This is a genomic window from Streptomyces sp. NPDC002754 (genome assembly GCF_053592315.1).
This window is the reverse complement of the sequence record NZ_JBSFVM010000032.1, coordinates 54,158-70,849: the sequence shown is the minus strand read 5'-3', so window position 1 is coordinate 70,849 and position 16,692 is coordinate 54,158. Positions and strand designations below refer to the sequence as shown.

Below are 16,692 nucleotides of genomic sequence, written 5' to 3'. Positions count from 1 at the left end.
TCAATTGAGTGGCCCGTACGAATACCCGGCACGTAAGTTACGTAAACCTGCTGCACTGCTTACTTACGCCCCGGGGGATGCACCCATGTCAGTCGCCTCGCTCAGACGTGCCGCCCAGGAGTCCGTCTCCGGGCTGCCGCGCGAATTCTGGTGGCTGTGGACCAGCACCCTCGTCAACCGGCTCGGGAACTTCGTTCTTACGTTCCTCGCGCTGTACCTGACCGCCTCGCGCGGGTTCTCGGCCGCGTACGCCGGGCTCGTCGCCTCGCTGATCGGGCTCGGCGGGGTCATCGCGTCCGTACTCGGCGGGGTGCTCGCCGACCGGCTCGGGCGGCGGCCGACGCTGCTCGGCGCGCAGCTCGCCACCTCGGCGACGGTCGCCGCGCTCGCCTTCGTGCGCGACCCGGCGTGGATCGCGGTCACCGGCTTCGCCCTCGGTCTCGCGTCGAACGCCTCGCGGCCCGCGATCCAGGCGATGATGGCCGACATCGTGCGCCCCGAGGACCGGGTGCGGGCGTTCTCGCTCAACTACTGGGCGATCAACCTGGGGTTCGCCGTCTCGTCGGTGTACGCCGGCTTCCTCGTCGCGCAGAGCTACACGCTCGGGTTTCTCGTCGAGGCGGCCATGACGCTCGCCTGCGCCTGCGTCGTCTTCGTGAAGGTGAAGGAGTCGCGGCCGACGAGCACGGTGGTGCCCGGCGCGCCGTCCAGCCCGGTGGTCACCATGGGGACCGTGCTGCGCGACGGCCGCTTCATGCTGATGGTGGGTCTTTCGTTTCTGGTCGCGGTCGTGTTCACGCAGAGTTCGGTCGGGCTGCCGATCGTCATGGGCGAGAACGGGCTCAGCAGTTCGGACGTCGGGCTCGTCGCCGGCGTGAACGGGCTCGTGATCGTCGCGCTGCAGATCCCGCTGACCCGGTTCATCGAACGCCGCGACCCCGGCCGCCTGTTGACCGTCTCCTCGCTCCTGATCGGCTACGGCTTCGCGCTCACCGCCATCGCCGGATCGCTCGCCGCGTACGCGCTCACGGTCGTGGTGTGGACGCTCGGCGAGATGATCAACGCGCCTACGCAGTCGGGGCTCGTGGCCCGGCTCTCCCCCGCCGAGGGGCGCGGCCGCTACCAGGGCGTCTACACCATGTCGTGGTCGGCGGCGGCCCTCGTGGCCCCGCTCGCGGGCGGCTGGGTGATCGACTCGGCGGGCGCCGGGTGGCTGTGGGCGGGATGCGCGGCCCTCGGCACGGTGACGGCGATCGGCTACTGGGTGTTGATGCGCGAGCTGTCGGACACGGAGCCTTCGGTGCCCGTCGCCGCGGCTCCCGTGGCGGCTCCCGTCGAGGCCGGGAACAGCCCGGCTTGACCGGGCAGTTCGGCGGGTACGTGACCGTACATGGCCGAACCCCCTAGGACCTCCTCCAGAACTGACGAACCGCCCAGAACGCTGGTGGGCGGCGTCGAGGTCGACGTCCCCAACAGCATCCCGGCGATTCGCGCCGCGCTCGAACCGAACCGTCGGCACGAGTTCGACAAGGCGATCAACGCGGCGGGCGTCGGCGAGATCCACGCCGTCATGCGGCACTGGATGCTGGAGGCGGTTCCGGACCCGGAGGCCGACGCGATCCTGGCCAGGCTCGCCCACGACGAGGCGGAGAGGCGGGGCCCGGCGTGAGCCGCAGACGCAGGCGCGCCGCCTGCCGCGTCGCCTACGCACCGCCCGCCGACGACACGCTCGCCAAGATGGCCAACCCGGACGCCTTCCGCGACGAGATGGCCCGCACGCTCTCCCACGACCCCTACGGCCACGGTTCCACCACGGTCTCCGGAGAGCGCGACCGCCGCGAGGCGACGGTCGGCGGGGCGATAGTCCTCTATTACGTCTCCGGGTCGGTGCTGACCGTGACGGTGGTGCGGATGGTGGCGCTCAACTAGCGCGCAACCAGCGCTCAACCAGCAAGCAGCTGGCCCACCAGGTGGACTACTTGGCGGGTCGCTGGGTCAGATGCGTGAACGCGTCCAGGTTGCGCGTCGACTCGCCGCGCGACACCCGCCACTCGTACTCCTTGCGGATCGCGCTCGCGAAGCCCAGTTCGAGGAGCGTGTTGAAGGAGCCGTCCGCCGCTTCCAGCACCGAGCCGAGGAGCCGGTCCAGTTCGTCGGGGGTGACGGCGGCGAGCGGTAGCTTCCCGGTGAGGTAGATGTCGCCGAGCTGGTCGACCGCGTAACTCACGCCGTACAGGCGCAGATTGCGCTCCAGGAGCCACCGGTGCACCCCGGCCTCGTTCTCGTCCGGGTGGCGGATCACGAAGGCGTTGAGCGAGAGGCTGTGCCGGCCGGCGCGCAGGGACAGCGTCGTCGAGAGCTTGCGGGTGCCGGGCAGCTTCACGACGTACGAGCCCGGCTCCGGGCTCTCCCACTCCAGCTCGGCGTCCTTCAACGTGGACTCGATGACGTCGTGTGCCGGTCGCTGGTGTCCTTCGTCAGCCATGGTGCGAGGGTATGTGATGGCGCCGCGCCTGCATCGCCGCCGTGTAGACGTCCGCCGTGGCGGAGGCCGCCGTGTCCCAGCCGAAGGAGAGGGCGTGGCGGGCGGCCGCGTTGCCCATGGTGTCGACCAGGTGGGGGTGGTCGGCGAAGTCGCGGAGCACGCGCGCGTAGTGGGCCGGTTCGTGGCCGTCGACAAGGAAGCCGGTCTTTTCGTCGCGCACGGCTACGGGGAGGCCGCCCACGGACGCGGCGATCACCGGCGTACCGGCGGCCTGGGCCTCTATGGCGACGAGTCCGAAGGACTCGTTGTAGGAGGGCATGACGAGGACGGACGCGGCGCGGAACCAGTCCGCGAGCGCCTCCTGGCCAACCGGCGGCTGGAAGCGGACGACGTCCGCGACGCCGAGCTTCGCGGCGAGCTTCTGGAGCGCCGCCGGCTTGGCGAGGCCGCTGCCGCTGGGGCCTCCGACCACCGGGACGACCATGCGGGAGCGGAGTTCCGGGCGCTCGTCGAGGAGGACGGCGACCGCCTTCAGGAGGATGTCGGGCGCCTTCAGGGGCTGGATGCGGCCCGCGAAGAGGGGGATCAGGGCGTCCTGCGGCAGGCCGAGGCGGGCGCGAGCGGCGGCCCTGCCGTCGGCGGGGCGGAAGCGGTCCAGGTTCACGCCGGGGTGCACCACCGCGACGCTCCCGGGGTCCGCCTCGTAGTAGCGGACCAGCTCGTCGGCCTCCTCCGCCGTGTTCGCGATGAGGCGGTCGGCGGCGCGCACGATCTGGGTCTCGCCGATGACGCGGGCGGCCGGCTCGGGGGTGTCGCCCTCGGCGAGCGACGCGTTCTTGACCTTGGCCATGGTGTGCATGGCGTGCACGAGGGGCGCGCCCCAGCGCTCGGCGGCCAGCCAGCCGACCTGCCCGGACAGCCAGTAGTGCGAGTGGACGAGGTCGTAATAGCCGGGGCGGTGACCCGCCCACGCCTGCATGACTCCGTGGGTGAAGGCACAGAGCTGGGCGGGCAGGTCCTCCTTGGCGAGGCCTTCGTAGGGGCCCGCGTCCACATGTCGTACGAGGACGCCCGGCGCGAGCTCGACCTCCGGCGGCAGGCCCCCGGAGGTGGCGCGGGTGAAGATCTCGACCTCGATGTTGATCGCCGCGAGCCGCTTGGCGAGCTCGACTATGTAGACGTTCATGCCGCCCGCGTCGCCCGTTCCGGGCTGGTGGAGGGGCGAGGTGTGCACGCTGAGCATCGCGACGCGGCGGGGGCGGCGATGCGCACCGGGGAACCGCAGCAGGGCCGGAGCAGCCCCGGAGCGGCGGAACCTGGTCACGTACTGGCTCACGTGGCGGGCCCTCCTTGGTGGGCGGACTGCGGGCACGACGACCGGAGGGCACAGGCCCTCTTCCAAGGCGGCAACGCCGGAGTCGGCTGCTCCATTTCCACTTTGCCGAATCATTACCGTACGGGTCTCAACCAAAGCCGCGCCGGGCGCAGCACATACCCTCTTGAGCATGAGCCCGCGCCCCTCCTCCCGCCCCGTGGGAACCGTGACGCGAGGCACCACCAACCCCAATCGACTCCGCCGCATGGACCGCTGGATCGCGGCCGTGCACGGCGCCGCGCTGCGCCGCGCCGACGACCCGGTGGCGGTCGACCTCGGCTACGGCGCGGCGCCCTGGACCGCGGTGGAACTCCTGACCCGGCTGCGCGGGGCGGCGCCGCACGCGCGCGTGGTGGGCATCGAGATCGAACCGGCGCGGGTCGCCGCCGCGAAGCCGTACGAGCGCGACGGGCTCACGTTCCGGCACGGCGGCTTCGAGCTGCCACTGAGTACTCCCCCGGTCCTGATCCGCGCCGCGAACGTGCTGCGCCAGTACGACGAGGAGCAGGTCGCCGCGGTGTGGCAGCGGCTGTGCGGGCGGCTCGCGCCGGACGGCCTTCTCGTGGAGGGCACGTGCGACGAGATCGGGCGCCGGCACGTGTGGGTGGCGCTCGGCCCCGAGGGCCCGCGGACCGTGACGTTCGCGACCCGGATCGGTTCCTTGGACACCCCGTCCGACCTGGCCGAACGTCTACCCAAGGCGCTGATCCACCGCAATGTCCCCGGTGAGCCGGTGCACGCCTTCCTGCGCGATTTCGACCGGGCGTGGGCCTCGGCCGCGCCCTATGCCTCGTACGGTGCGCGGCAGCGCTGGATCCGGGCGGTGCGGGAGCTGTCGGCGGACTGGCCGGTGGTGGACAGGGCGGGGCGCTGGCGGCAGGGTGAAGTGACCGTGGCGTGGGGGGCGTTGGCGCCGCGGCGGGTTTCGACGGGCGGCTGAGACGCGGCGGAAGTCGAGGGAACGATCTCGGGACCTCGTTCGTCGAACCGTGCGGGGCAGTTGCCGCACCGCGCCGGGGTCTGTCGGTTTCGAGGCGCGCATGGCACCATCCCCGGAGCGCTCGACTTACTGACGGTCCATCAGGTTTGTCTCGGCTGTGGGGGCGGAAGCGGATGAGCAAGCGGAGCACGACGACGGTGGCGGCTCTGGCGCTGGTGTGCGCCGTGACCGTACTGGCGCCGACGGGACTGGCGTACGCGGAGCCGTCCCCCTCTCCATCCTCCCCATCGCCGTCAAGTTCCCCCGGGGTCAAGGACCTTGAGTCGGTCCGCAAGAAGATCGACAAGCTGTACCACCAGGCCGCGGTCGCCACCGACGAGTACAACGCGGCGGAGGAGAAGGCGGCCGACCAGTCCGACCAGATCGTGAAGCTGGCCCGGAAGATCGCCGCGGGCCAGCAGAAGCTCGACGGCCTCAAGGGCCGGGCGGGCGCGGCGGCCCGGGAGCAGTACCGCACCGGCGGGATCTCCCAGGAGACGCAGTTCATGCTCGCCGGCGACCCGAGCCGCTTCCTCGACAACGCGGGCCGCGCCTACCAGGGGCAGCAGGCCACGCGGAACCTGATGTCCCGCCTCACCAAGGCCCAGGACACCCTGCAGGCGTACGCGGACGAAGCCTCCGCCAAGTGGAAGGCGCTGGACGAGGGGCGCAAGAAGAAGGCCGCCGCGAAGGAGCGGATCGAGAAGCAGATCAAGGCGGCGCAGAAGATCGAGGACAAGCTCGCCAAGAAGGAGCGCGAGCAGCTGCGGCAGCTGGAGGAGGCGGCCGAGCAGAAGGCGCAGACGGAATGGCTCTCCTCGGGCGTCCTGAAGGAGATCGACGGCAAGGCGTCGGCCCCCGGCAAGAAGGCCGTGCGCTACGCCTCGGAGCAGCTGGGCAAACCGTACGTGTGGGGCGCCGAGGGCCCGAAGTCGTTCGACTGCTCGGGCCTGACCTCGCAGGCGTGGGCGTCGGCGAAGCGGCCGATTCCGCGCACGTCGCAAGAGCAGTGGAAGCAGCTGAAGCACATCGCCATCAAGGACATGCGACCCGGCGACCTGATCATTTACCACGACGACGCCAGCCATGTCGGGATGTACATAGGCAAGGGCGCGATCATCCACGCACCCCGCCCGGGGCGGAACGTGACGGTCGCGGGCGCGGGCTCCATGGCGATGCTCGGGGTGGTCAGGCCCGACGCCTGAGGCCCGGGTGACCGGATGCCGGACATGGGCCCCGACGGGTGATGTGCCCCACGTGACCCATGGCACGCGGAGCGCCGCGGTTGCGGCCCACCGGCGTGACGTTCGTCATCCTCGGCCCGTCCGACCAGGGACGGAACCCACCCAATTCCGGTGCGGGGAGCGGCATATGACGCCGGCCCCTTGCCGCTCACCATTCCGTTCGGGCGTCGGCTACCGCTAAGGTCCCCGTCGGTGGTGCGAGGACCTTCGTCCCACCGTGCCCTCGGGGGGAGGGAAGGAACCGAAGCGATGCCCGTACCCGTACCGCGGCAGAGAGCCATCCCGGCCGTGGAAAGTGGTCAGGCTCAGGACGCGCACACCACGACCGACACGTACGACCTGCGAGGCGAGCGGCCGATCACCCACCGCCCCGCCGCCAACGACGTACAGCTCGATGCCAACGACATACAGAACGACCCGCAGAGCGCCGAGCGCGGCCGGGAGGCACCGGCCGAGGACCCCGCTCACGAGTCGGCACCCGCCGAGCGTGACGCCACCGGTCTGACGATCCTGGTCATAGAGGACGACCCGGCGGGCTCCCTCAGCATCCCCGAGATGCCCGACGCCGTGGGCAAGCCGATCCGCGTGCGCACCGCGCGCAACCTCACCGAGGCCGAGCGGCTGCTCACCGACGACGTCAGCTGCGTCCTGCTGGACCTCGCGCTGCCCGGCGCGAAGGCGGACAGGACGACGCCTGACAAGGCGAAGCCGGACGGGACTGCGCCGGAACACCACGACGAGCTGGGCACGCTGCGACACCTGCTGCGCCTCGCCCCGCGCCGGGCCGTGCTCGCCCTGACCACGTCGGGCGACGCCGAGCGCGGCGCGGAGGCGGTCCGGGTGGGCGCGCAGGACTACCTGATGCGCGACGAGCTGGACTCCCGGCTGCTCGGCCGGGCCATCCGGTACGCGGTCGAGCGCAAGCGCGCCGACATCGCGCAGCAGGGGCTCACCGAGTCCCGGCTCCGCGCGCAGGAGAACGCCCGCCTGGAGCGCGGCCTGCTGCCGAAGCCGCTGCTCGACGGTTCACCGCTGCGCTTCGCCGCCCGCTACCGTCCGGGCCGCTCGCGCGCGCTGCTCGGCGGCGACTTCTACGACACGGTGCGCACGCCCGACGGCACGGTCCATGCGATGATCGGCGACGTCTGCGGGCACGGCCCCGACGAGGCGGCGCTCGGCGTCGAACTGCGGATCGCCTGGCGGACGTTGACGTTCGCGGGCCTGTGCGGCGACGAGCTCCTCTCCACCCTCCAGCAGGTCCTGGAGCACGAGCGCGCGGACGACGAGATCTTCGCGACGCTGTGCACGGTCGACATCTCGCCGGACAGCCGGCGCGCGGGCCTGTGCCTGGCGGGCCACCCGGCACCGCTGATAGCGACCCCCGGCCGCCCCGCGGGCCTGCTCCCGTACGAGAACAACGGGCCGGCCCTCGGGCTGCTGCCGAAGGCGCGGTGGCCGCGCATGCAGGTCGAGTTGGGGCCTTCGTGGAGCCTGATGCTCTACACGGACGGCCTGATCGAGGGCCGGATCGGCCAGGGCAGGCAGCGACTCGGCCAGGAGGGCATGGTGGAGATGATCCGCCGTCAGCGCGCGCAGGGCCTGACCGGCGAGGCGCTGCTCGAGGCCGCGATGAACGAGGTGCGCGACCTCAACGGGGGCGATCTGACGGACGACGTGGCGGTACTGCTGCTCGACCGGTGAGGTCCGGGCTCAGCGGCCGCCGTGAGGTCCGGGCTCAGCGGCCGCCGTTGTACGGGCCGTACGGTCCGTCGCTGCTGGAGCCGCGGCGCTTGCTGCCCCCGCCACCACCGCCGATCTGCTTGACGGCGGGCCGCACGTCCACCATGTACACGATGGTCGCGACGAGCCCGATGATCGGCAGGAACGACAGGATCGGGAACAGCAGGTTCACGACGAACGCGATCCCGAGGATGATCAGCCAGAACGGCTTGGTCTTCTTGTCCGCCGCACGGTAGGCGTCCTCGCGCCGCACTGCGGCGTCGATGAACGCGAAGCCGCTGAAGATGATCAGCGCCGTGCTCAGCAGCCACATCACACTGGCGAACCCCTGCATCAGCACAACGCCACCACCAGAATCGTCTTCTTGAACAGTTCTTGAAGGACCTGACCGCCACGGTACCCGCACAACGGGCCGGACACTCCACAAGTGCCCGGCCCGTCGGCGTGGCCGCTACTTGGCAGGCGGCGTGGTGCCGGAGCCGGTCTTCTTGGCCGCGGGGGCCGTCTTCTTCGGCGCGGTGGTCTTCTTGGCCGCGGTGGTCTTCTTGGCGGTACCCGGCTTGTCCGCGTCGGCGGCCGAGGCGTCCTTGACGTCGGCGGCCTCCTTCGCCTCCGGCTCGGGCTCGGGCTCGACGGCCTCGGCGAGCTCGACGATCTCGTCGGCAGCCTCACCGCGCCACGTCTTCACGGCCTCCTCGCCGTGCTCGGCGACCTTCTCGTACGTCTCGCGCGCCTTGACGGCGGCCTCGGCCGCGTAGCCGACGCCGCGCAGCGCGAACTCCTGGGCGCTCTCGCCGAACTTCTTCAGATCGGTGTCGAGGCCCGCGACCAGCTCGTTCACCTTCGCCGTGAGGGTGGCCTGCGCCTCCTTGGCGCGGGTGGTCGCCTTCTCCTGCACATCCTTCGGGTCGGTCTGCCGCACGGATTCGAAGCGGGCGGGCGCCTCGCTCCGCAGCTGCTCGACGATCCCCGGCACCTTCTTGGCCTGCTGGTACGCCAGCTCGGCGGTGCCGGCGGCGAAGTAGAGCGGGGTCGGGTCGGTGAGGGTCTTGCGCAGGTCGTCCTTGATGGCCATGGCGTGGTCCTCCCGGATCACATCAACTGCTGCTTGAGGGCTCGGCATCGCCCTGCTCGTGCTCGTCGTCGCCTTGCTCGCCGTGTTCGCCGTCCGCGCCGCTTCCGTTCTCGTGCCGGAAGGCGTCGTAGATCTGCAACAGCACCTGCTTCTGACGCTCGTTGAGCGAGGGGTCGGCGAGGATGACGGCGCGCGTCTCCACCTCGGTCCGCTCCCGCTCGGCGTCGAGAATGCCGGCGTGCACGTACAACGTCTCCGCGGAGATCCGCAGCGCCTTGGCGACCTGCTGCAGAACCTCCGCGCTCGGCTTTCGCAACCCGCGCTCGATCTGACTCAGGTACGGGTTGGACACCCCGGCGGCGTCGGCGAGCTGACGGAGCGACAACTGCGCGTTGCGACGCTGCTCGCGCAGATATTCGCCGAGACTTCCGACGTTGAGCGATGCCATACCCCGATGGTGCCGCACCCACGCTAACTTTTGCAAGCACCCGCTTGCAAAAGTGTCCCACCCAACACCGGACCCGCCACGAAATCAGTGCGACGGCGCCCCCACCGGTCACCCGAAATACCGCCCGATCCCCTCCCCCAGCTGCCGGAAGCCCAGCTCGGCGGTGCTCACGGCTGTCGCCTCCAGCTCGTCGGCGGACTCACCGGCCACGATCCGCCGTGCGTTCCCCTCGGCGAGGATCCGCTGCGTGGCGACGATCTGCCCGGCCGCGATCCGCGCCTGCACCGCCGTCCCGCCGAGCGCCTGTGCGAGTGCCCGCTCGGACCGCTCCTGGTACCCGTACAGTCGCGCCACCAACTGCGGTGTCCCGTACAGCAGTCGCTGATACGCGAGCACCGCCGGGTGATCGCACAGGCCGGTGACCGGGTCGCGGCGCCGCAGCCCCTCCAGGAAATGCCACCGCAGCGCGGCCAGCGGCGACTCCCCCTCGCCCCGCCCCGCGACCACTCTCGCCGCCTCGTCCTCGTGGTCCGCGAACTGGTGCAGCACCAGGTCCTCTTTGGACGCGAAGTACCGGAACAACGTCGGCTTCGACACCTCGGCCGCGGCCGCGACCTCGGCCACGGACACGTTGTCGTACCCCTTCTCCATGAAGAGTCGAACGGCGGTCTCGGAGAGGGTCTGCCGGGTGCGCTGCTTCTTGCGTTCGCGGAGGCCGGGGGTGCGGGCGGTCATGGGGAGGAGGGTACGCACCGCCGTCGGGCCGAGGAGTCACGACCGGTTCGCTTCACTCCATGGCGGGGGCGCCGCAAGCTCCCACAGCCCGTCGAAGTGCGCGGCCCAAGTGTCGACCCCGTGCCCCGCCGCCGACCCGTCCCGTCGTCGAGCCACCTCCACCAATGAGGTGTTCGCTCCCTCCGGATCGTAATAGTCCTTGCCTCCCATGGGCCGGGTCGTTCGCACGTCACAGAGACCGTGCAGGACCGTCTCGCCGTTGAGGATCACGAGTTTGTCGCGGGGGAAGCCTTGAAACACGCGGTATTCGCAGGACAGAGCGCTTTCTGGCAGGCGCCCTCGCAAGCGCAAACTGTCCACCGCGCAGTTGAGCATCGCCTCGAAATCACTCGCCTTGTCGACGAGCCTTCGCCGGTACCGCTCATCGTCGACCGGCCTGCGGGCCTCGCCGACGAGTGAGGGGACCACCATGGGCCTGCTGAAATCCGGTATCAGAAGCCGGATGCTGATGCTCTCCACGGCATGGCCGCCGTCCAGCAGGCGACGCAAGCCTTGGTCGATACCCCTCACGAGGGTCTCCCCCGTGTAACCGAGGAACCGGATCTCCACCTCACGCGCCGAGAAGGCGGCGTCGACTCGCACCTTGAGTTCGTCCGACGACACCGTGATACGTGGAACGGGGCGCCGATCGACCGCCTCTCTCAGGTCCACGATCGCCTCATACAGTAGAAGAGCGACCACGCTGAGCAGCGAACCACCCAGAAGCGCCCGCCCTTCCAAGAAATCCGCGAACGGCTTGACGAAACTCGCCGCAAGTCCGGTGAGGAAGACGGCCACCAGCGCGGCACGCACGACCACTGGACGAAACCTCGCCGTGAAGGATCTCTGTTCCCCTGTTCCGGAACTCCTGCTTGAACCGCCCCCGCCTCGAGTCATACAGCGATGGTCATCCCGGCTGCCAGTACCTTCAACCCCGCTTCCTCTAGAGGTAGTTGCGCTGCCCCTTCGATCCGGACAGCCAGCCCGCGAGCACTCCCGCAACCTTCTGGGCCGAAGGAACGTCGGTGAGCCCCAGAGGTTCCGCGGCAGCCCCCAGAACGGCGCTCACCTTGCGCGCGGACCTGGCCAGCGTTTCCGAACCCATGGCGTGCCCGTGCGGCACGGCATCGAGGCGAAGGCCCGCACGGATGACGTCAGTGAAGACGGACTGGGCCCTCTTGTATCCCAGCAGCTTGGGCAGATCTTCCTCGAGCCCTCTGGAGCTGTGGGGACGGACTCGCTCCACACTCGACCGCCACCATGTGATGACCTCACGCTCCTGCTTCGCCGGATAGCGCATCAAGTACAGATGGGTGGCCAGGTCATAGATCGGATCACCGAACATCGCCAACTCCCAGTCGATGAACCAGAGTTTGCCGAGGCTGTCGACAATGAGGTTCTCCCGGTGCAGGTCCGCGTGCAGCAGGGAGAAGGGGCGTTCCTGCGTGCCCTGCACCAGCTTGTGCAACGAGTCGAACGACTCCTCACCCACCCCCAGAGCCTCGAACAGGTCGCCGAACGCGTCCTGATGAGATGCGTAGACGTCCTCCTGCACGAAGCGAACAAGGCGCTGAAGGAAGACCTCCGTGTCACCGTCCACGACACCCTTATCCCCGTCGCATCTGCGCTCGATGGGCAGGTCCTGCGGCCGGATGGCCGACAGCTCCTGGAAAAGGACCATGAGGTCCGCGACCAAACGATGAGGCACAGCCGTCCCGGCCGCATACAGATTTCCCAGCGTTCTTCCTTCGACAAAACGCTGCAGCCGGATGTCATCGACCTTGATGAGGCCCGGGATTCGCGTGACACGCGACGCCAGCGCCTCGATGAGTTCCTCTTCGGACATGAAACACCGCCGGTCGAACCAGAAGAGGCCTTCCCGCGGCTCCCTGCATTTCCACCTTCCCTGCCCCTCGCCGGCGGGAGGGCGGTTCAGCGGCAACACATACGTCTCATGATGGAAACCCTTGAGCGGTCCCTCGATCGCCTGCTCATCAGAGCTCAGTTCCAGAGCCTTCCGCATGCCCCGCGTGGGCGCAGTTCGTACCATCGTTCGCACTCTCTCCGCAGGGCTGTGATCCGGCCGCTCGGGCAGGCAGCAAATTACTCCTCATCGTCAACGCCCCGCAGCCACTCGGGTCACTGATGTGCTGGCCGACGTATGCCGTCTGGTCCACACTTGCCAGATGAGCGATGCAAGTGGCGTTTCCGAGAGGGACGCACTGCGCACGGCGCTACGGCGGGCCGATGGCGTGATTTTCGACTTCGACGGCCCCGTGTGCCGGCTCTTCCCGCAGGGCACTGCCCCGCAGACCGCAGCCATCAAAGCGGCTGTCTGGGGGGATACCGACCGACTGCCACCACCGCTCGCGAAGGTCACCGACACGCACGACCTCCTGAAGGAACTGCGTGGCGCGTCATCTGATGTCGTCAGACGGGTGACCGACATGGTCACCAAGTTCGAGACGGAAGCGGTCGGCTCCGCGTCGGCGACGCCACATATCGGCGCTTTGGTTGCCCATCTGGTCGCAGCGGACAAGAACTTGGCTATCGCCAGCAACAACGCCAGAGAGCCGATTCTCGAGTTTCTCGGAGAACACGGGATGAGAGCCGCCTTTGGCACGGCCGTGTGCGGCCGGGACCCCCTCGACATCAGCAAGATGAAACCCGCTCCCGACACTCTCCTGGATGCGGCACAGAAACTCGGCCTGCCCGCTTCGCGGTGCCTTCTCGTAGGCGACAAGGCATCGGACTTTCAGGCTGCTCAAGCGGCTTGCATGACGTTCGTCGGGTGCACCGAGGACCGTGAGGAACTCAAGCAGATGACTACGCAGGGGGCCCGCCTGGTGTTCACTTCGCTGGAACCGGTGCTCGCTGCCGTGACCAGCGACGACTTCAGTACGCCAAGCGTTCCCACACCGAGTCGAACCACGACTCCCAGCTCTTCATGAAGACCGACCCGCGCGAGTCCAGGTTTTCATTCTTGACGTAGTGCGTGAGCTGGGCGCCGAGGCCGAACACGTCGAGGGCCTGGACCGTCACCTCGTCGTCGAGGACGATCGGCCGCTCGATGACCTCGTACGGGCCGTGCAGCGCCTGCTCGCCACCGACCAGGTACAGCTTCGACGTCGGCGTGAGCATCACATGCCGGATCTCGATGCTCGCGGACTCCACGAGCCCCTCGGCCTCCAACTGCCGCAGCTCCACCTGTATCGACGAGCTGTGCCGGCGCGTGATCCCCAGCAGCCGTTCCTTCAACGCGGCGGTCAGCTGCCCGTCAGGATCGTCCAAGGCTCGCGGATACGGCAGATCGAGTGACTCGTCGGGCAGCAGCATTCGGATGGCGATGCTCCGGGGCCCCACTTCCCCGAGCCTGATCCGCTCGATCTGACCCTTCACCTGCATGTCGAGGGACTCCGACGTCAGCGTGCACACGTCGAGCACGACCTCGGGGTTCGCGAACGCCTCGTCGAAGAACCCGCGCAGCGTCACCCGGCCCTCTATTGCCTCCCGCGCCGTGTACGACTGGGCCTTCTGAGCGCGTACGACACGGGTGCCGCTGCCCTGCTTCGACTCGATCCAGCCCTCTTCGCGCAACTGGCCGAGGGCGCGCTGCACCGTGTCCCGCGCGACCTCGAACTCCTCGGCCAGCGCCCTCTGGGGCGGCAACGGGGAACCGAGCGGATAGAAGCCTCCGGCCATGCGGGTTCGCAGCTCCTCCACGACACGGAAGACCTCTTTTCCACCGCTCGCCCCGATATGGCTACCGGTCACCATGGGTAGTTACCTCCGTCGGCCGGGCGGCACACTCAGGTCTGACGACGCCTCGCCACGTGCTCCCAGAGCCCGTCGAACATCGCCTGTTCGCCGTCCACGAAGGCGGCCTGGTCCGGGCCGTTCGCGCGGCCGAAAGCGAGCATGCCGGTTTCGAAGCCCGCCACGTCCACGAGCTCCACCGTGTCCGCCCCCTCGTAGTCGTCGATCTCCCGCTCGAACCGGGCCGGGACGTAGTGTCCGACCAGTACCTCCTGCCGGTTGAGGAGGTAGACCTTCCGGGTCGGGACGCCGGAGACGAAGCGGTACTCGAAGCTCGCGTCGATGTCGAGGTCGCGCAGGCCCATGAAGGCCTTGTCCAGCACCATGCGCTGCGAGGTCCACTGGACGCGGCCGCGGCGCCTGACCGCCTCGTCGAGTTTGTCGTCGTGGCCCCAGCCGGCCGCGGGCGCGGGGTAGTCGACGTCCTCACCCAGTCTCGGCACCACCATCCGGACCCGTACGGACTTCGGTCGCAGTGCCCCTTCGTAGACCTTCCGCAGCGGCTCTCCGAGGGCTGTCACCAGGGTTTCTCCGGTGAGGCTGGCCACGTCCACGTAGACGTGCGGGGCCTCGAAGGCAGCCACCAGGCGTGGGCCCAGGATGCTGCGGGCGGTCTGCGCGCCGGGCAGGAGCGCGCGCTCGGGGCGGGACACCGTGGGCGGGCTGCCCTTGCCCGTGTTCGTCAAGAGGCCGTCCGAGCGGAGCAGTTGCAGCGCGTTGCGGACCGTTCCCCGCTCCACATCGAACTCACGGGCGAGCGCGGCCTGTGTTGGCAGACGGGCGCCCGAGGTGAGTTCGCCGTCGTAGATGCGCTTGCGCAGCGTGTCGGCGATCTCTTCGGCGGCGGGTCTGGGAGCGAGTCCGGGGGCGGGCTCTGTATTCGCGTTCGCCACGGCGATCTCCCCTCACCCCCCGACCAAGTCCTCACAACTCTACGGCAGTTGGCTGCCAACTCCACCCGGTTTGCCGCAGGGGTTGGGGGAATCGCAGGTCAGCCGTGGCCCCGCAGGATGTCGATGATCGGCTCCAGGGTCGCGGTCACCTGCCGGGCCCCCGCATCCCGCAGGACGTGCTCCTTGCGGGAATGTCGCGCGTAGCCGAGAAATGCGACACCGGCCTGACGTGCGGCGGTCAGGTCCGTCGCCGCGTCGCCGATCATCAGGGTCGTCCCGGGCGCCGCGCCCATCGCCGACATGGCGCGGGTCAGGCAGTACGGGTCCGGTTTGAGGAGGGCCAGGTTCCGGGTGCGGCCATAGATGTGCGGTTCGAAGCAGCCGGACAGGCCGCGGCTCGCGATGTAGCGGCGGGCCGCTTCGGCGGAGTTGTTGGTGGTGATGGCGAGGCGGGCGCCGGCCGCCGTCCAGGTGCGGATCAGTGGGTCCACGTGTTCCGTGGGCCAGGCCGAGCCGACCGCGCGCAGCTCCTGTTCGGTGAGTCGGCTCTCCATCTCCAGGACCAGATCGCTGTCGGGCCGCGCGCTGCCCAGGCGGCGCAGGGCGGCGTGCGGATCCACATCGACCCGTTCCTCGGCCGTCAGCACGTCGCCCAGGCCCTGCGCGTCCAGCCAGTCCACCTGCTGCCGCGCGATCCCCGCCGCCGGGCGGCCCGCGAACAGCCGGCAGATCGGCCCGTCGAAGTCGAAGAGGACATGGCGGGCGCCCGTGATCAGCTCGGCCAGGGTGCCCGCCTCGCGTACATCGCCCTGTTCGGTCGTTTCCCGGCTTGAATCGGTCTCTTCTGCCACCGGAACAGTCTGCTTCGTCGTCTCTGAAGTCACTAGGAGAGTGTCAGGTCGGAGGTGATGGTTTCCCAGAGGGCGTCGAACCACTTCTGCGACTCCTCCACGAAGGTCCGGTCGCGGTGGCCCGCCCCCTCCTCGAAGGAGAAGAGCAGGGCCTGCGTGCCGGTGGCCGAGAACATCTCCAACTTGGTGTCGTTGTCGATCTCCTCCTCGCGCCGCGTGACCATGTAGTACGAGAGCAGGGCCTCGGACTGGTTCAGCAGATAGAGCTTGACCGGCGGGGTGAAGGGCAGGGCGCGGAAGGTCACCCGCACGTCGATGTCGTGCGAGGAGCGCAGGGAGCGCAGGTTGTGGCGCAGCACCTGGCCCTGCGCGTTGCGCGTGGCGAGCCAACGGTCGTGCACTGCGACCGACTCGTCGTGGTCGACGCCCTCGCCGGCGCCCGGGACCGGGACCGGGAAGGCGAGGTCGATGTCGCGGCTGGGCAGTAGGATGCGTACGTCGAGGGAGTCGGGGCGGATGCGGCCCTCGTGGATGTGGCGCAGCGGCTCGCCGAGCGCCAGCATCAGGGTCTCCGAGGTCATGCAGACCGCGTCGATACGCACATGTGGGGCGTGGAAGGCCTCCACCAGGCGGGGGGCGAGGGCGACCATGGAGGGCTGCGGCTCGTCGCGCGCGGCGGTCCCCGGTGCGATGCGCGGCGGGCTGCCCTTGCTGCGCTTGCTCAGCAGCCCGTCCGTCTCCAGGAGCTGGAGCGCCTGACGGACCGTGCCGCGCTCGACGCCGAACTCGTCGGCGAGCGTGGCCTGCGTGGGCAGTTGGTCGCCCGGCTTCAGGCTGCCCGCCCTGATGCGCTCGCGGAGTTGGTCGGCTATCTCCGGGGCCGTGAGCCTTCTCCTGCCGTTCAGTGTCGCGTCTGCCATGTCCGCCACGCCCTGCTCCCCTGGGTCCCGACCAAACGGCACAACTCACCTTGATTTGGTGAGAGTTGTCGACCTCTCGTTTATATACCACG

The 16,692-nt window shown here is 69.4% G+C and carries 19 protein-coding genes; 7 read left to right on the top strand and 12 right to left on the bottom strand.

Annotated features, from left to right (window positions below; genetic code table 11):
- The first annotated feature begins 85 nt into the window (after window positions 1-85).
- The 3 genes from ACWD2L_RS35375 to ACWD2L_RS35365 all read left to right on the top strand — a co-directional run bounded on the left by ACWD2L_RS35375 (window position 86) and on the right by ACWD2L_RS35365 (window position 1,929).
- Window positions 86-1,360 carry an MDR family MFS transporter gene (locus tag ACWD2L_RS35375; RefSeq protein ID WP_351337719.1) on the top strand — a complete coding sequence of 425 codons (1,275 nt, stop codon included), beginning with the start codon at window positions 86-88 and terminating at the stop codon, window positions 1,358-1,360.
- A 30-nt stretch (window positions 1,361-1,390) separates the two neighbouring features.
- The gene (locus ACWD2L_RS35370; protein WP_351337721.1) at window positions 1,391-1,669 is read left to right on the top strand and encodes a hypothetical protein; all 279 of its coding nucleotides are present in this window, start codon (window positions 1,391-1,393) and stop codon (window positions 1,667-1,669) included.
- A gap of 68 nt (window positions 1,670-1,737) precedes the next feature.
- Window positions 1,738-1,929 carry a hypothetical protein gene (locus ACWD2L_RS35365; RefSeq protein WP_351337851.1) on the top strand — a complete coding sequence of 64 codons (192 nt, stop codon included), beginning with the start codon at window positions 1,738-1,740 and terminating at the stop codon, window positions 1,927-1,929.
- Window positions 1,930-1,975: 46 nt separating this feature from the next.
- Here the strand turns inward: ACWD2L_RS35365 and ACWD2L_RS35360 are convergent, their stop codons facing one another.
- Together ACWD2L_RS35360 and mshA are read right to left on the bottom strand one after the other, a co-directional pair.
- Entirely contained in the window at window positions 1,976-2,485 is a 510-nt protein-coding gene (locus ACWD2L_RS35360) for a type III secretion system chaperone family protein (RefSeq protein ID WP_351337724.1), read from the bottom strand.
- Window positions 2,478-3,821, bottom strand: coding sequence for a D-inositol-3-phosphate glycosyltransferase (gene mshA, locus ACWD2L_RS35355; RefSeq protein WP_351337726.1), 1,344 nt, complete (start codon window positions 3,819-3,821; stop codon window positions 2,478-2,480). Before mshA ends, ACWD2L_RS35360 begins: the two co-directional genes overlap by 8 nt.
- 169 nt (window positions 3,822-3,990) lie before the next feature.
- Between mshA and ACWD2L_RS35350 the strand changes: the two genes are divergently transcribed.
- The 3 genes from ACWD2L_RS35350 (at window position 3,991) to ACWD2L_RS35340 (ending at window position 7,784) form a co-directional block, all read left to right on the top strand.
- Window positions 3,991-4,800: a class I SAM-dependent methyltransferase gene (locus ACWD2L_RS35350; RefSeq protein ID WP_451193144.1), complete on the top strand. Its 810-nt coding sequence runs from the start codon at window positions 3,991-3,993 to the stop codon at window positions 4,798-4,800.
- Window positions 4,801-4,973: 173 nt separating this feature from the next.
- The gene (locus tag ACWD2L_RS35345) at window positions 4,974-6,044 is read left to right on the top strand and encodes a C40 family peptidase (RefSeq protein WP_351337732.1); all 1,071 of its coding nucleotides are present in this window, start codon (window positions 4,974-4,976) and stop codon (window positions 6,042-6,044) included.
- 288 nt (window positions 6,045-6,332) lie between these two features.
- Window positions 6,333-7,784 (top strand): PP2C family protein-serine/threonine phosphatase, encoded by a 1,452-nt coding sequence (locus ACWD2L_RS35340; protein ID WP_351337735.1) that lies wholly within the window; start codon window positions 6,333-6,335, stop codon window positions 7,782-7,784.
- A gap of 34 nt (window positions 7,785-7,818) precedes the next feature.
- Here ACWD2L_RS35340 and ACWD2L_RS35335 read toward each other — a convergent pair whose 3' ends face one another.
- The 6 genes from ACWD2L_RS35335 to ACWD2L_RS35310 all read right to left on the bottom strand — a co-directional run bounded on the left by ACWD2L_RS35335 (window position 7,819) and on the right by ACWD2L_RS35310 (window position 12,143).
- A complete protein-coding gene (locus tag ACWD2L_RS35335) occupies window positions 7,819-8,157 on the bottom strand; it encodes a DUF2516 family protein (protein WP_351337737.1) in 339 nt (112 codons plus the stop codon).
- Window positions 8,158-8,274: 117 nt separating this feature from the next.
- Entirely contained in the window at window positions 8,275-8,898 is a 624-nt protein-coding gene (locus ACWD2L_RS35330; RefSeq protein ID WP_351337740.1) for a hypothetical protein, read from the bottom strand.
- A 22-nt stretch (window positions 8,899-8,920) separates the two neighbouring features.
- Complete coding sequence (locus ACWD2L_RS35325) at window positions 8,921-9,346, bottom strand: helix-turn-helix domain-containing protein (protein ID WP_351337743.1); 426 nt, start codon at window positions 9,344-9,346, stop codon at window positions 8,921-8,923.
- 108 nt (window positions 9,347-9,454) lie between these two features.
- Window positions 9,455-10,081: a TetR/AcrR family transcriptional regulator gene (locus ACWD2L_RS35320; RefSeq protein WP_351337746.1), complete on the bottom strand. Its 627-nt coding sequence runs from the start codon at window positions 10,079-10,081 to the stop codon at window positions 9,455-9,457.
- Between the two features lie 36 nt (window positions 10,082-10,117).
- A complete protein-coding gene (locus ACWD2L_RS35315) occupies window positions 10,118-10,939 on the bottom strand; it encodes a hypothetical protein (protein WP_351337750.1) in 822 nt (273 codons plus the stop codon).
- Between the two features lie 124 nt (window positions 10,940-11,063).
- Window positions 11,064-12,143, bottom strand: a complete 1,080-nt coding sequence (locus ACWD2L_RS35310) for a phosphotransferase (RefSeq protein WP_351337752.1) — start codon at window positions 12,141-12,143, stop codon at window positions 11,064-11,066.
- A gap of 163 nt (window positions 12,144-12,306) precedes the next feature.
- Here ACWD2L_RS35310 and ACWD2L_RS35305 point away from each other — a divergent pair, with 163 nt between their 5' ends.
- On the top strand, window positions 12,307-13,071 hold the full coding sequence (locus ACWD2L_RS35305) for an HAD family hydrolase (protein ID WP_351337755.1): 765 nt from the start codon (window positions 12,307-12,309) through the stop codon (window positions 13,069-13,071).
- Here the strand turns inward: ACWD2L_RS35305 and ACWD2L_RS35300 are convergent.
- From ACWD2L_RS35300 to ACWD2L_RS35285, 4 genes are all read right to left on the bottom strand, one after another.
- Complete coding sequence (locus tag ACWD2L_RS35300; protein WP_351337758.1) at window positions 13,016-13,897, bottom strand: GntR family transcriptional regulator; 882 nt, start codon at window positions 13,895-13,897, stop codon at window positions 13,016-13,018. The genes ACWD2L_RS35305 and ACWD2L_RS35300 overlap by 56 nt on opposite strands.
- A gap of 32 nt (window positions 13,898-13,929) precedes the next feature.
- Window positions 13,930-14,829, bottom strand: coding sequence for a winged helix-turn-helix domain-containing protein (locus ACWD2L_RS35295; protein ID WP_351337761.1), 900 nt, complete (start codon window positions 14,827-14,829; stop codon window positions 13,930-13,932).
- A gap of 98 nt (window positions 14,830-14,927) precedes the next feature.
- Window positions 14,928-15,680 (bottom strand): HAD family hydrolase, encoded by a 753-nt coding sequence (locus tag ACWD2L_RS35290; RefSeq protein ID WP_351337764.1) that lies wholly within the window; start codon window positions 15,678-15,680, stop codon window positions 14,928-14,930.
- A 32-nt stretch (window positions 15,681-15,712) separates the two neighbouring features.
- The gene (locus tag ACWD2L_RS35285; protein WP_351337854.1) at window positions 15,713-16,600 is read right to left on the bottom strand and encodes a GntR family transcriptional regulator; all 888 of its coding nucleotides are present in this window, start codon (window positions 16,598-16,600) and stop codon (window positions 15,713-15,715) included.
- Window positions 16,601-16,692 lie beyond the last annotated feature (92 nt).